Consider the following 13,818-nt stretch of genomic DNA (forward strand, 5'->3'; position numbering starts at 1 on the left):
GATCGCGAACCGGATCGCCGCGCCGACGACGTGACGGCGCTCATTGCGGAGCGCGACCGGCTGGCGGACGAGTTGGCGCGCCGGCTCGTCGAGCTGTCGTCGGTCCAGGAGCTGACGCACATCCTCTCCGCGTCACTCCAACTCGACCGCGTGGTGGGGGAGGTGGCGAGCTACGCCATGCGCGCCAGCGACGCCGGCGGCGCCGCCGTGCTGCTCACCGGGGAGGACGGCCACACGCTCGAGGTCCTGGCGGCCGAGGGCGCACTGGCCCACTGTCTAGGCCGCGCGCTCGACGTCGAGGCCGACAGCCTCGTTTCCGAGGCAATCGGCCACGAGCGCCTCGAGTGGCGCAACACCGACCGCGACGACGGCGTACTGCTGTGCGGGCCGGAACGAGCGCGCTCGGCGGTCGTCGCGCCCCTGCGCGCGCATGGCGTCACCACCGGCGCCGTGGTCGTGATGAACAAGCGTTCCGGCGGGTTCACCGACGAGGATGCGAGGCTCCTGTCCACGGTGGCGTCGCACGCAGCGGCGGTGCTCGCCAACGCGCGCTTCTTCGAGCTGATCCGGCGCGGCAAGGAGCAGTGGGAGGCGACCTTCGACGCGCTGGCCGACGGCATCGCCCTGGTGGACCGCGAGGGGCGAGTCCGCCGAGCCAACGGTGCGTTCGCCGAGATCGCCCGCCAGCCGATACGCGCGGTGGTGGGCAGCCACCTCTGCCACATCCTCTTCCACGAGCACCTGACGCTGGCCGAGTTGCTGAGCGCCGCCAATCGGGGTGAGCGCCCGGCGCCGATAGTCCGGCGCTCCGAGAGCCTGGGGCGTACGCTCCGCGTCGTGGCGGCGCCGGTCGCCGGCCCCGCCGCCGAGGCCGCGGCGGTCGTGGTCGTCGAGGACGTCACCGAGCAGAAGGCGCTCGAGGCGCAGCTCATCCAGAGCGAGAAGATGGCGGCGGTAGGCACTCTGGTATCCGGCGTGGCCCACGAACTCAACAATCCGCTGACGTCGATCGCGGGGCTGTCGGAGTTCCTCCTGGAGCAGCCGCCCGGGGGCGAGCACGAGCGCGAGCACCTTCGCGTGATCAACGACCAGGCCGAACGGGCCAGCCGCATCGTGCGCAACCTGCTTTCGTTCGCACGCAAGGCTCCTTCGGAGCGGGCGCCGCTCGACCTCGGGGAGGTGGTGCAGCGGACCGTGCAGCTGATGGACTACGAGATGAAGCAGCGCGGCATCGCGGTCGATACCACCTTCCCTGCGGACCTGCCGCCGGTAGTGGGCAATCGCGACCAGCTCCAGCAGGTGGCGCTCAATCTGCTGCAGAATGCCGGGCAGGCGCTCGCCACGCTGCCTGACGGGCGGCCGCGCCGGATCGAGGTCGTGGCCGAGGCGGAAGGGGACCGGGTGACGCTGCGCATAACCGACTCCGGGCCGGGGATCGCGCCGGAGGCGGCGTCGCACATCTTCGATCCGTTCTTCACGACCAAGCCGCCGGGTGAGGGCACGGGACTGGGCCTGTTCCTCTCGTACGGCGTGGCCGAGGCGCACGGCGGCACGCTGAGCGTGGACCCGCGGCCCGGGGAGGGGGCGAGCTTCCTCCTGGCCCTGCCGTGCGCGGCGCCGGGCGCGAGCGTAACCGCCGCTTCGCGGCGCAGCGGCCCGCCCGTGGTGACGGCGGTGTCCGGGCCGGCGCGGCGCATACTGGTGGTAGACGACGACCCGGCGGTGCAGCGGCTCGTGACCGCCCTCTTCACTCGCGAAGGACATCACGTGGACGCCGCCGCGGACGGCGCGGCGGCGCTCGGGCTGGTGGGGTCGGCCGACTACGACCTCGTGATCAGCGATCGCCGGATTGCCGCGGGCGGCGAGCCGTTCGTCGACGCGCTCCGGAAGCTCCGACCGGCGTGGGCTACGCGGGTGATCGTCTCGACCTCCCAGGGGCGGCGATCAATCTCCGGCACGGACCGCGACGAGACCGCAGCTTCGCGCGTGCTGAGGAAGCCGTTCAACCTGCGCGACCTCCGAGCCGCGGCGGCCGCCGTCTGGGAGGCGGCGGGTACGGCCTAGCGTACCCGAAGCACGTCGTCCACCGGTCCCGCATCGCCGCCGCCCAGGAGCACCAGCACGTCGGCCAGAGCGCGGCGCTCGCGAGGCCACGCGAAACGCCTTTCCGCCTCCTCGACGCCCACCCATTCCGCGCGATCGTGCTCGGCCGAAGTCACCGGCCTCGCTTCCGCGCCGACCACCGCGCAGAACACCGGTATCAGCGCCACCGTGTCTCGGATGTGAAGATAGAACGCCTCCACACGGCTGGCGTTGTAGAGCCGCTCCGGCACGAACCCGGTCTCCTCCCGCAGCTCGCGCAGCGCCGCATCCACCGGATGCTCGCCCTGGGCGATGTGCCCGTGCACCGTCTCCCACGTGCCCGCACAACGCTGGCCTTCCGCGCGGCGCAGGCAGAGCACCTGGACGCCGGCGCCGGCCCGGCGCAGCACGTACACGTCCACGATGAGGACGCGGACGTCGGTCATGAATTGGATGGGAAAGTCAGGCCCTGCGGCGCCGATTCAGCACGACGTCCAGCCGGGCCGAGAGGGCGCGGGCGCGGAACGGCTTGGTGAGGAAGTCGTCGGCGCCGAGTTCGAAGACGCGCACCTCGTTGTCCTCGTCGCCCTTCGCCGTCAGCACCACCACCGGCACGTTCGCCGTGGCGGGGCGCGACCGGAGGTGCGCCAACACCCCGTATCCGTCCAGCCCCGGCAGGTTGAGGTCGAGGACGATGACGTCGGGTCCGAAGCGGTCCACCTGGTCGAGCGCCTGCACGCCGTCGCGCGCCTCGGCCACGATATAGCCGTCGCGCTCCAGCAGGTCCTTCATCACCCGTCTCAACTGGTCCTCGTCGTCCACCAGCAGCACCTTCTTCTGAAGGTGCTGTACCCTCGGCGCCTTGCCGATGCTGTCGAGAAGCTGGAAGGCCTCGGAGGTGTAGTCCGGTCTCGCGGCCAGCCCAGGCTCTTCCTCGACCGCCCCCAGGCCCGGGATCCGCGGGACAGACATCCGCAGGATCTCCACCGAGCCTCGCCGGGGCGCCGGCGCCTCCGCGGCGGCTTCCATCGTGGCGGCTTCCATCGTGGCGGACGACGCGGACTCGCTGACTCCGCTCCCCTCGAAGGGCACGTCCACGACCCGCATCAGCTCGTCGAGGCTCGACTCGCCGCGCATCACGTGCGCGATCCCGCTCTCGAACAAGCTCCTCATGCCGCCTGCGCGCGCCCCCTCCAGGATCTTGTCCGCCAGCGCTCCGGCGCCGATGAGGCGCTCCACGTCCGGCGTGATCGTCATCACCTCGACGATGGAGAAGCGGCCCCGGAAGCCCGTCATCGCGCAGTCGGGGCACCCGACCGCGCGATAGAGCGGCGTCCCCGAGGGCAGGTAGAGGTGCATCCGCTCCGGGATCGCCTCGACCGCCACCTCCTTGCAGGTGGAGCACAGTTTGCGCATCAGCCGCTGAGCCAGGACGCCGCGCAGCGACGCGGCGATCTTGTACGGCTCCATCCCGATGTCCACGAGGCGCGTCACCGTGCTGGCGGCGTCGTTGGTGTGCAGCGTGGACAGCACCAGGTGGCCGGTGAGCGACGCCTGCAGCGCGATCTGTGCCGTCTCCAGGTCGCGGATCTCGCCGACGAGCACCACGTCGGGGTCCTGCCGCAGGATCGAGCGCAGCGCGCTCGCGAAGGTCAATCCTGCCTTCTCGTGCACCTGCACCTGAACGATCCCCTGGATCCGATACTCGACCGGGTCCTCGACCGTGACGATGTTGGTCTTCCCCGTCTGGATGCTGCGGAGCGCGGAGTAGAGCGTGGTCGTCTTGCCCGAGCCGGTGGGGCCGGTCACGAGGATGATGCCCTCATGGTGCGCGAGCAGCGCCGTGAAAGCGGACATCTCGTCTGGGTTGAGGCCCAGCGAATCGAGCGAGAGGGCCGTGGACCGCGAGTCGAGCACGCGGATCACGACCTTCTCGCCGTGCGACGCCGGAAGCGTTGAAACGCGGAGGTCCACCGGGACGCCGTTCACTGCGACGCGGGCCCGGCCGTCCTGCGGACGCAGGCGGTCCGCGATGTCCAGGTTGGAGATGATCTTGATGCGCGAGACCAGCGGGAACCCCGCCGCCCGCGGGATCTTCATCACCTGCCGCAGCACGCCGTCGATGCGGTACCTGACCGCGAAGCCTCCCTCCTCGGGCTCGATGTGTATGTCGCTCGCGCGGGAGAGGATGCCCTCCGAGAGGATGAGGTCCACCAGGCGGACGACCGGCCGCTGCGACGCCTCCTCGGCGCTGATCTGCAGCTCATCGGCCGGCGCCACGTCTTCCAGCTGCTGGACGTCGGCAGTGCCCTCCATGCCCTCCAGCAGCTTCTCTATCACGTTCACGGGGCGGTACAGGTCGTCGGTGAACGCGGCGATCCGTGAGGGAGCGGCCAACAGCGGGCGCACCTCGCGACCCGTCGCGAACGCCAGTGCCTTCTCGGCGTCCAGATCGAAGGGATGCGCCGTCGCCACCTCGAGGAAGGAATCGGTCGCCCGCAGCGGGGCTATCCGGTAGCGACGGGCCACCGCCTCAGGGATGATCTCCTTGACGCGGGAGTCGGGCTTGCTGAGGTCGGCGATCTTGAGGCGGGTCCTGGCGGAGAGCGACGCGAGGATCTGGTCGTCCGTCGCCTTGCCTTTCGATGTCGCGGCGTCCCACAGGCTGGCGGTGGGCCCAGCCAGCGCGCGGAGCTCGGCGACCACCTCCGGAGGCAGTATCGCCGCGATGGTCGGAAGCAACCACTCGTCTGGGAAAACCCGCTCGGCCATTCGATCGCTTTCAGGCTACCTGGTCTGCTCCAAGGCTGCTCTCATCCCGCAAGTCCACACAGTATACCGCGCGGCGGCGCCGAACGTAAAGTTTCCAGGGCACCGACAAGAGGTACGCGCAGCCTAGAGGATGTCCCAAAAGTCCCGGCTGACGTCCAGGGCACCCGCAAAGCGGCCGCTCCTCACCCCATACCCTACGTCCACCCTTACCAAGTCGTGGAGCCAGCCGAAGCCGAGGCCCACCGACGGCTCGACCCCGCGCGACGGAGTGCGGGGGGATCCAGGCATCCGGCCGTCCACCCACCCCAGCGCCACGAACGGCGCCACCGTCAAGGTCCGCCCGGTGCCCGCAAACGAGCCCAGCGGGATCTCGGGGATGTTGACCGGCAGCTGCCACTCGACGGCCGTCCAGGCGGCACGCTTGCCGGACCGGGCGCGGAACGGCTCACCGAGGAGGGTGCCGCGTCCGCCCAGCACCCACACCCGGTGCGGTGGCAGGTCCCGGGTCGCGGCTCCCCCGCTGGCCCGGACCAGCAGCCAGCCGCTGCCCGCCGGCACGCGCCAGCGCAGCTCGCCGAAAGCACGGACGTAGTCCTGCGGTCCGGAGCCGCCTTCGACCTCGGCCCGGCCCGACAGCTCGCTAACAGTGGCGAAGGAGTGCGACTGTCGCCGCAGCCCCAGCCTGGCGTAGGTCCACTCCCCTTCGGCCACCCCGAGGTTCGGGCGGTAAGCGCCCCGCGACCAAGTTGCGGACATGGCGAGCGAATCGATCCGATCGTAGCCGACCGCGAGCCGCAGCGCCGTGCGGCCGGTCACAGCCCGCGTCACGCTCGCTTCACCGCCTCCCGCGAGGTAGTAGTCGCCGTAATCGGCGCCCGCCTCCTGCGCCAGCACTGAGTTCATCGCGCCCGAGATGACCGGCGTGTCGCCGAGGTCCCGGACCTCGCGGCTGGCCCCGATACGCCACACGTATGGGCCGTGTCTCACGACGAGCGTGACCGCTCCGGTGAAAAGACGCGTCGCGGTCGCAGCTCCGGCGTGCAGGCGCAGCTCGGTCGCCTCGTCGTCGGCGCGCAGGGTGCCACCCACGCCCACGGCGAGTCCCTCCACCCGGTTCACGTGGACGAAATCCGAGATCGCCGAGCCCGCGAGCTGGGTCCGGCGGAGCCCGCTCAGCGCGTGGCCCATCGCTATGGCGGTGGCTTCCGCCCGCACCGCGGCGAAATCGGCGAGCCGCGCCGGCCGCGCGATCTCGCGGATCTCCTCGCCCAGCGAATCGCGCCATGGGAAGGCGTCGCGCACTCCTGGAGGAGCGACGACGATCTCGCTTCCCGCGCGGAAGAGCGAGTCGGCGAGCCCCTGATTGAAGCGGTACCCGTCGATCTCGAAGCGCCCCCGAATGATGCCGCGCGCCGGGAAGTCGAGCCACGTGGCGCGCCTCCGGATCTCGATCTCCTGTCGCAGGGGAAGCCAGAACCGCCCGCCCCACAGGCTGTTCTCGATCACCACCGAGATGTCCTCGAGCTGGCTGTCGAGGTACGACGAGCGCGTGAAGTTGAACGTCATGCGCACCAGATCGCCCAGCGCGACGTCGAGGAAGACGGACCCCACGATGCGCGGCGAACGAAAATCGCGCGGCCGCACCCGCAGCTCGTAAACGCGTATCTCGCGATCGGGGAGCTGGACGGCCAGGGAGTCGACCAGCGCGAACTCGTACAGCTCTGGTCCGTTCCCGGACAGCGGATGCGGAACGTCGCGCACCTCGTCGCCCTCACCCAACCGGATGCGGTCGGCGAAGTTGTTCAGGACGATGCCGAGGTGGTCGCGGTGGTAGTTGATGTCGGTGGGTAGGTCCTTCCGGTCCCGCCACCCGATGATCCGCTGCTTGCTCCGGTTCGGCGCCCTCCAGTACACTTCCAGTTCCAGCTGGTCGGCCTTGATCAGCCGCGGCGGCTCCGAAAGGCCCTCCCCGATCTGACCGAGGAAGAAGACGAAACCGTGGGCGCGGGCACTGAAGTCGGAGAGGCCCGTGTCGGCGAGCGTCGCCGCGCGCCTTGCGATCGCGCGCGCCACCAGCGCCCGCGACGTGGGGCTGTCCCAGGCCTGGGCAGCCAGCGGGCGATGCGCGGCGATCGCGAGCAAGGACAGCCCGAGGAAGGAACGCGCGGCGTGACGCTTCATGCCTCAATATCGCCGTCCGGCGGGGCGGCGAACAAGCAGCGGTGGGTGGAGCGCGCGGCGGCTGGAGGCATCGTGCCCGTGGTCCGCGAATGCATACTCGACGCGGACCAGCCGGTCGCGGTGCTGGCCAAGATCGCGCGCGGGCCGTTCGCCTTCCTGCTCGAGTCGGCCGTGGGCGGGGAGCGCTGGGCACGCTACACCTTCCTCGGCACCGAGCCTCGCGAGGCCTGGCGCTACCGCGGCGGGAACGTCGAGCGGTGGACGCCGGAGGGGGGCTGGGCGGCGACCGGCTCGACCGCCGACCCGATCGGCCACCTCGGCGATCGCATGCGGTCGCTCGGAGCCGCGCCGGAGCCGGACCTGCCGCGCTTCTTCGGAGGCGCGATCGGGTTCTTCGGGTACGACGTGGTGCGCACGCTCGAACGGCTGCCGGGAGGTGCGGCGGCGGACGAAGGTCTGCCGGACGCGCTCTTCGTCGTCGCCGACACGGTCTTGATCCTCGACAACCTGTACGGACGCGCCAGGATCGTGGTGAACGTCGAGGTGCCGCGGGGCGCGTCGCCGAGGGCCCGCGAAACCGCGTTCGACCGCGCCGAGGCCCGCATCGCGGACTGGATGAGCAGGCTGGACGCGCCCGGCACTCTCGGGGTGCTGGCTCTGGACGACGGCCTGCCGCCCGCCGAGGGCTCCAGCCCCTATCCCGACGACCAGTTCCTGCGCGACGTCGAGCGGGTCAAGGCGTACATCGCGGCAGGCGACATATTCCAGGGCGTGCTCTCGCGCCGGGTGGACGTCGCCGGCGCCGTGGACCCGCTGCTGCTGTACCGGTACCTCCGCGCGCTCAACCCGGCGCCGTACCTCTACTACCTGGCGCTGGACGAGCTTGCCATCGTTGGCAGCTCGCCCGAGGTTCTGGTGCGGGTCGAGGAGCGCGACGTCACGCTGCGGCCCATAGCCGGCACGAGGCCGCGCGGCTCGACCCCACAGGAGGACGAGGCGCTCGCCGCGGAGCTGGCGGCGGACCCCAAGGAGCGGGCTGAACACCTCATGCTGGTGGACCTCGGCCGCAACGACGTCGGAAGGGTGGCGGAGTTCGGGTCGGTACGACTCCACGAGCTGATGGCGATCGAGCGCTACGCTCACGTGCAGCACCTCGTCTCCGAGGTTCGCGGCGTGCTGCCCGCGGGAAAGGACGGGATAGACGTCCTGAAGGCATGCTTCCCGGCCGGGACCGTCACCGGTGCTCCCAAGGTCCGCGCGATGGAGATCATCGACGGCCTCGAGCCCACGCGCCGGGGACCCTACGCCGGAGCCGTGGGTTACATCGGTTGGGGCGCGCGCAACCTCGATACCGCGATCGCCATCCGAACCTGCGTGGTCCAGCGGGACCGGGTGCTCGTCCAGGCGGGCGCCGGCATCGTCGCCGACTCGGTGCCGGAGCGCGAACTGGCCGAAACCGAGGCCAAAGCCCGGGCGGCCCTGCGGGCCGTCGCGCTCGCCTGCCGCGAACCGGTCCGGAGGCGCTAGCGCCCCCCGCCCGGGCTGGCCATATTATTTCGGTCCGGGAGTCCCCAACGCATGGCAGACGCCTTCAAGCTCGTCAGCACCTCTGGCGACCAAACCGTCGATGTAAAGCCTGGCGTTACCCTGATCGTAGGCAGGGCCGTCAATAGCGACGTGCCCATCTACGACCCCACGATCTCCCGCCAGCACGCCCAGGTCACCGCCAGCAACGGCGGCGTCCAGATCAAGGATCTGGGCTCGTCGAACGGCACCTTCCTGAACGGCAGCAAGATCACCGAAGCCGTAGCCACGCCGAACGACGTCGTGATGTTCGGCAAGGTGTCGTTCTACGTTCGCGAGGTCGCCAAGGCGGCCGCTCAGCCGGCCAAGCCCGCCGGCGGCGGCACGCGCGACTTCCAGCCTCCCAAGTCGGCCGGCGCGACGATCGTGCGCCAGCTCCCGATCAGCGGCGAGGGCAACCTCGGGCTGGCGGGCATCAAGCGCGTCTCGATGGAGACACCGGCCGAAGGCCTCGCCACCGTCGAGGCTGCCAAGAGCGCCAAGAAACTCGAGCTGCTGCTGGAGATCTCCAAGGCGCTTTCCCGCCAGCAGGACGTGGACAAGCTGCTGGAGACCGTCGTGGACTTCACGTTCCAGGTCATGCCGGTCGACCGCGTCTCTATCCTTCTCAAGGAGGCCGGCGCGGAGGAGCTGCTGCCGCGGATCTCGAAGAGCCGGCTCGGCGAGGGATACGCCTCGGCGCGGCACGTCCCCAAGTCCATCGTGTCGCAGGCGGTGAACGAGCGCGTGGCCATACTCACCGACAACGCCGCCGAGGACGAGCGGTTCAAGGGCAAGTCCATCCTGATGCAGAGCGTGCGGTCGGCGATGGGCGCGCCGCTGATGTCGTCCGCCGGCCAGGTGCTGGGCCTCCTCTACGTGGACAATCTCACCGCCACGCACGCGTTCAACAGCGAAGACCTCGACTTCCTCATCGCCTTCTCCGGCGTGGCCTCGGTCGCCATCGAGAACGGCCAACTGTCGGACCGGATCCGGCGCGAGGCGCTGGTCCTCTCCAACTTCCAGCGTTACTTCTCGCCCGACCTGGCCAAGACGATCGCCGAGCACGGCGAAGAGGTGAAGCTCGGCGGCCAGAAGCGGGACGTGGTGATCCTGTTCTCCGACATCCGCGGCTTCACTTCGATGTCCGAGAAAATGGACCCGGACGACGTCGCCCTCATGTTGCGGGAGTACTTCACCGAGATGGTGGAGATCATCTTCCGGCACGAGGGGACGCTGGACAAGTTCATAGGCGACGCGATCATGGCGCTGTGGGGCGCGCCCTTCGGCAGCGAGGAGGACGCCGACAAGGCGATGCGGGCCGCGATCGACATGCAGCGCAAGCTCGTCGAGCTCAACCAGCACTGGGAAGCCACCGGGAAGCCGCACATCGCGATCGGCATCGGCATCAACTTCGGCCTGGTCTTCGCCGGCAACATCGGCAGCGAGCAGCGGCTCGAGTACACCGTCCTCGGCGATGCCGTGAACACCGCCTCGCGGCTCTGCTCCAACGCGGGCAAGGGCGAGATCATGATCTCCGAGCCGTTCTTCAAGCGGCTCAAGTTCCCGCCCGAGGTCGAGGCCCGCGAGCCGATCAAGGTCAAGAACAAGGCGCAGCCGGTCCCCAACTACCTCGCCAAGTTCTGATTGCGCGCGATTCCCGCGCTCCCACCCGGCTACGACTCGTGGACCTTCGACGGCGGCTTCGCGGCGGCCCGCGACGACGTCGCGGCCGCCGTCCGTGAGGCACTCCGCGCCGAAACCTCGCTCTACGCCTGGGCCCGATCCCATCCCGATCGCGACGTCTTCCATGGCCGCGGAGCAACGTACGCCGTACGCCTCGGCGCGGTGGACGTGGTGGTGCGGCACGCCCGCCGGGGCGGCGTGCCGGCGCTCTTCTCCGAGGACTGGTTCACCGGTACGCCGCGGTTCTTCCACGAGCTCGACCTGTCCCTGCGCCTCGCCGCGGCAGCCGTCCCCACGCCGTCGGTCCTTGCCGGCGTCGCCTATCGGGCCGGCGTCGGCTACCGCGCGGACGTCGCCACCGCCCGAGTGGCCGGAGTTGACCTCGCGTCGCGATGCTTCGGCGAGCGGCCACCAGAGGGCCCCGCGCGGACCGCGCTGTTCCAGGTCGTCGGGTACCTCATCCGGCGGCTGCACGACGCCGGGTTCGTTCATCCCGACCTCCAGCTCCGCAACCTCCTGGTGACCGGCGCCGACTCGGCGCCGCCGGAGGCGTGGCTGCTTGACGTGGACACCTGCCGTGCCAGCCTTCCCCGCGACCAAGGCGCGCGGCGGCGGAATCTCGAGCGTTTTTATCGGAGCTGGGAAAAGTGGAACCGAAGGTACGGCAACCGGCTCACGGCAACTGACCGCGCCACGTTCGAATCGGCCTACGCCGGGGGCGCCGGAGGGTGAGCGCTTTCCCCGCCTGGACCGGCGGCCGCGTGTGCGTCGTGATGATGAGCGCCATCGGTGACGCCGTGCACGCCCTGCCCGTCGTCACCGCCCTCAAGCGTCACACGCCAACCTGTCGCATCACCTGGGTACTGCAGCCGGGGCCCGCGGCGCTAGTGCGCGGGCACCCCGCCGTGGATGAGATCGTCCTGTTCGAGAAGTCCCGCGGCTGGCGGGCCTATCGCGACGTGCGGCGGCGGTTGCGCGACCCGTTCGACCTCGTGCTCTCGCTCCAGGTGGCCATCAAGGGCGGCATCGTGACGGCCCTGACCCGGGCTCCGGTCAAGCTCGGCTTCGACCGGGCGCGCGCGCGCGACCTCAATTGGCTCTTCACGACCCATCGCATCCCCCCGCACCGGCCACAGCACGTGCAGGACCAGTACTTCGAGTTCCTGGATGCGCTCGGTGTGCCGCGCGAGCCCGTACGGTGGGACCTGGGACCCTGGCCCCGGGAGCGCGACGCGCAGCGGAGATTCACGTCGACGCTCGACCGTCCCGCAGTGGCGCTCGCCATCGGCAGCAGCGATCGGGAGCGCGAGTGGCTGCCCGACCGCTGGGCGGATGTGGCGGTGGCGCTGGACCGCGACTTCGGGCTGGAGCCGGTGCTGGTGGGCGGCCGCTCGCCCCGCGAACTCGCGACCGAGGCCGCGATCGGCGCTCGCGCCGCGCGCCCGCCGCGATCCACGCTCGGCATCCCGTTGCGGGATCTGGTCGGTGTGCTCGACGCTTCGGCGCTCGTCGTGTCCGTGAACACGGCACCGCTGCACCTCGCGGTAGCCTTGGAGCGCCCGGTCATCGGCCTCCTGGGGCACTGGAACCCGAAGCGCACCGGACCATACCGGCGCTTCGGCGATCTGCAGCTCGACGCCTACGGGGAGCCCGGTGAGGACTATCCGATCTCCATGCAGAAGCGGCCCGGGCGCATGGGCCGCATCACCGTGCGCGACGTGCTCGAGAAAGCCGAGGTGTGGCGCTCCTGCTACGGCCCGACTTGGCGCGGATCCGCGGAGGCGTGAGCCGCGCCAGCGTCAGACCGGGGCGCGGTACTGCGGGTCGTTGTACATCTTGAACTGACGATAGACCATGGGGACGACGCGCCCGGCGCTGACGTCGGCCAGGAGCGCCGAGAGCTCCGCGGCGAGGTCGTCGCGCTGGGTTTCCAGCACCCCCACGCGCTCCAGGCAGCGGGCGCGGAAATCCGGGGCGGCGTCGGCGCGCGCCGCCTGCTCGCGCATGTGGTAGATCTTCAGCTCGACGATGCTGAGCTTGTCGGCCAGCCAGCCCACCGTTTCAGCCACGCGCCGACCCCGACCGGCGCGACGCCAGCGCCAGGCTCAGCACCTCGGCGTCGATCCGCTCGATCAGATCGTTACGCTGCTGGTTGAGCTCGTCGATGCGACGCTTCGCGGCCGCCACCTGATGGTCGTCCTCGACACGCGCCTTGTCCTCTTCGTGCCACAACTCGATATTCGTCTGTGCCAACCGCGCAATCAGGGTGCCGATCGTGTCGACCATCGCAGGATCCGGGAGAGAGCATCGGGTCGCCGGCGCGGACCATCCGCCCGGCCGCTGCTAGAACTTAACGTTGCCGCGCCACGTCTGCATCGTGATGCTCACCGCCTTGGGCGACGCAGTTCGCGTGCTCCCGGTCGTCAACGCACTCAAGCGACACGACCCGGCGACCCGCATCACGTGGGCGCTCCAGCCCGGGCCCGCCGCGCTGGTTCGCGGCCACCCCGCGATCGACGAGATCGTGCTCTTCGAGCGCGCGCGCGGCTGGCGCGCCTTCCTGGACTACCGGCGCGCCATGCGCGGACGGCGCTTCGACCTGGTGCTGGGCCTCCAGTCGTATCTCAAGGCGGGCATCCTCACCGCGCTCACACCCGCGCCGGTCCGCCTCGGCTACGACCGGGCCCGCGCGCACGACTTCAACTGGCTGTTCACGAACCGCCGGATCCCCCCTCGCGTCCCCGGGCACGTGCAGGACGAGTTCCTCGAGTTCGTCACGGCGCTCGGGATCCCGGCCGAGCCCGTGGAGTGGAAGCTCGCGCCGACCCCCGAAGAGCGTGCTCAGGCTCGGTCCATGATCGGCGGCGCCGACGGGCCGCTGGTGGGGCTCGTCCTTGCAAGCACGGGCCCCGACCGGTGCTGGGTGACCGAGCGCTGGGCCGAGGTGGCCGGCGCGCTCCGCGCCGAGTGCGGCGCGCGCTGCGTTCTCCTGGGTGCGACCTCAGGGTACGAAGTCGCGACCGCGCAGGCCATCCTCGCGGGTACCACCGCCGAGCCGATCAACGCGCTGGGCTCCGGCCTGCGCGTGCTGCTCGCGTTGCTGGAAGCGTGCGATATCGTCGTCGCGCCCGATACCGGGCCGTTGCACATGGCCGTGGCGATGGAAGTGCCGGTCGTCGGGCTGTACGGCTACACCAATCCGAAGCGGGCTGGTCCGTACCGCAGGTTCGGCGAACTGTTGGTGGATGCGTATGGGGATCCGGGAGAGGACTACCGGGCCGCGCGCGCCTATCGGACGGGGCGCATGGCCCGCATCACGGCGCGCGAAGTCATCGAAAAGGTCAGGCTGGGACTGGCCCGCTACGCCCCCGCTCCGCCCTGGCGCCGCGCCGGCACAGCCAACGGCCAACGGCCAACGGCTAACGGCTAACGGCCAACGGCCAACGTCTAACGGCTAGCGGCCAACTCTCCGAACCTGTACTCCAACCCCACTTCGGCCAGCAGCGCCACGAGCCGGACAAGCCCCAGCCCCAT

At 70.4% G+C, this 13,818-nt stretch carries 11 protein-coding genes; 6 read left to right on the forward strand and 5 right to left on the reverse strand.

Translation table 11 applies throughout. The features are described 5' to 3' along the window. Nucleotides 1-30: 30 nt before the first annotated feature. Nucleotides 31-2,064, forward strand: coding sequence for an ATP-binding protein (locus Q8Q85_14395; protein ID MDP3775445.1), 2,034 nt, complete (start codon nucleotides 31-33; stop codon nucleotides 2,062-2,064). On the opposite strand, the gene Q8Q85_14400 is transcribed toward Q8Q85_14395, so the two are convergent. From Q8Q85_14400 to Q8Q85_14410, 3 genes are all read right to left on the reverse strand, one after another. After that, nucleotides 2,061-2,528: an NUDIX domain-containing protein gene (locus Q8Q85_14400; GenBank protein MDP3775446.1), complete on the reverse strand. Its 468-nt coding sequence runs from the start codon at nucleotides 2,526-2,528 to the stop codon at nucleotides 2,061-2,063. The genes Q8Q85_14395 and Q8Q85_14400 overlap by 4 nt on opposite strands. A 16-nt stretch (nucleotides 2,529-2,544) precedes the next feature. Beyond that, nucleotides 2,545-4,854 carry a type II/IV secretion system protein gene (locus Q8Q85_14405; protein MDP3775447.1) on the reverse strand — a complete coding sequence of 770 codons (2,310 nt, stop codon included), beginning with the start codon at nucleotides 4,852-4,854 and terminating at the stop codon, nucleotides 2,545-2,547. A gap of 123 nt (nucleotides 4,855-4,977) precedes the next feature. After that, entirely contained in the window at nucleotides 4,978-7,035 is a 2,058-nt protein-coding gene (locus Q8Q85_14410) for a hypothetical protein (protein ID MDP3775448.1), read from the reverse strand. Here Q8Q85_14410 and Q8Q85_14415 point away from each other — a divergent pair. From Q8Q85_14415 to Q8Q85_14430, 4 genes are read left to right on the forward strand one after another with little or no spacing between them, the layout of a single operon-like run. Further along, nucleotides 7,024-8,562 (forward strand): anthranilate synthase component I family protein, encoded by a 1,539-nt coding sequence (locus Q8Q85_14415; GenBank protein ID MDP3775449.1) that lies wholly within the window; start codon nucleotides 7,024-7,026, stop codon nucleotides 8,560-8,562. The two genes, Q8Q85_14410 and Q8Q85_14415, sit on opposite strands and share 12 nt — an antisense overlap. A 51-nt stretch (nucleotides 8,563-8,613) precedes the next feature. Further along, nucleotides 8,614-10,245, forward strand: a complete 1,632-nt coding sequence (locus Q8Q85_14420; GenBank protein ID MDP3775450.1) for an adenylate/guanylate cyclase domain-containing protein — start codon at nucleotides 8,614-8,616, stop codon at nucleotides 10,243-10,245. Next, entirely contained in the window at nucleotides 10,246-11,016 is a 771-nt protein-coding gene (locus Q8Q85_14425; protein MDP3775451.1) for a lipopolysaccharide kinase InaA family protein, read from the forward strand. It abuts the gene before it with no gap. Beyond that, a complete protein-coding gene (locus tag Q8Q85_14430) occupies nucleotides 11,013-12,071 on the forward strand; it encodes a glycosyltransferase family 9 protein (GenBank protein MDP3775452.1) in 1,059 nt (352 codons plus the stop codon). Before Q8Q85_14425 ends, Q8Q85_14430 begins: the two co-directional genes overlap by 4 nt. A gap of 12 nt (nucleotides 12,072-12,083) precedes the next feature. Here the strand turns inward: Q8Q85_14430 and Q8Q85_14435 are convergent, their stop codons facing one another. Together Q8Q85_14435 and Q8Q85_14440 are read right to left on the reverse strand one after the other, a co-directional pair. Next, a complete protein-coding gene (locus Q8Q85_14435; GenBank protein ID MDP3775453.1) occupies nucleotides 12,084-12,353 on the reverse strand; it encodes a DUF4254 domain-containing protein in 270 nt (89 codons plus the stop codon). Continuing rightward, the gene (locus tag Q8Q85_14440; GenBank protein ID MDP3775454.1) at nucleotides 12,346-12,570 is read right to left on the reverse strand and encodes a DUF4254 domain-containing protein; all 225 of its coding nucleotides are present in this window, start codon (nucleotides 12,568-12,570) and stop codon (nucleotides 12,346-12,348) included. The genes Q8Q85_14435 and Q8Q85_14440 overlap by 8 nt, the downstream gene beginning before the upstream one ends. Before the next feature lie 70 nt (nucleotides 12,571-12,640). Between Q8Q85_14440 and Q8Q85_14445 the strand changes: the two genes are divergently transcribed. Further along, nucleotides 12,641-13,714, forward strand: a complete 1,074-nt coding sequence (locus tag Q8Q85_14445) for a glycosyltransferase family 9 protein (protein MDP3775455.1) — start codon at nucleotides 12,641-12,643, stop codon at nucleotides 13,712-13,714. The last annotated feature ends 104 nt before the right edge of the window (nucleotides 13,715-13,818 follow it).

Source organism: Gemmatimonadales bacterium, from assembly GCA_030697825.1.
In the GTDB taxonomy this organism is placed as follows: Bacteria; Gemmatimonadota; Gemmatimonadetes; order Gemmatimonadales; family JACORV01; genus JACORV01.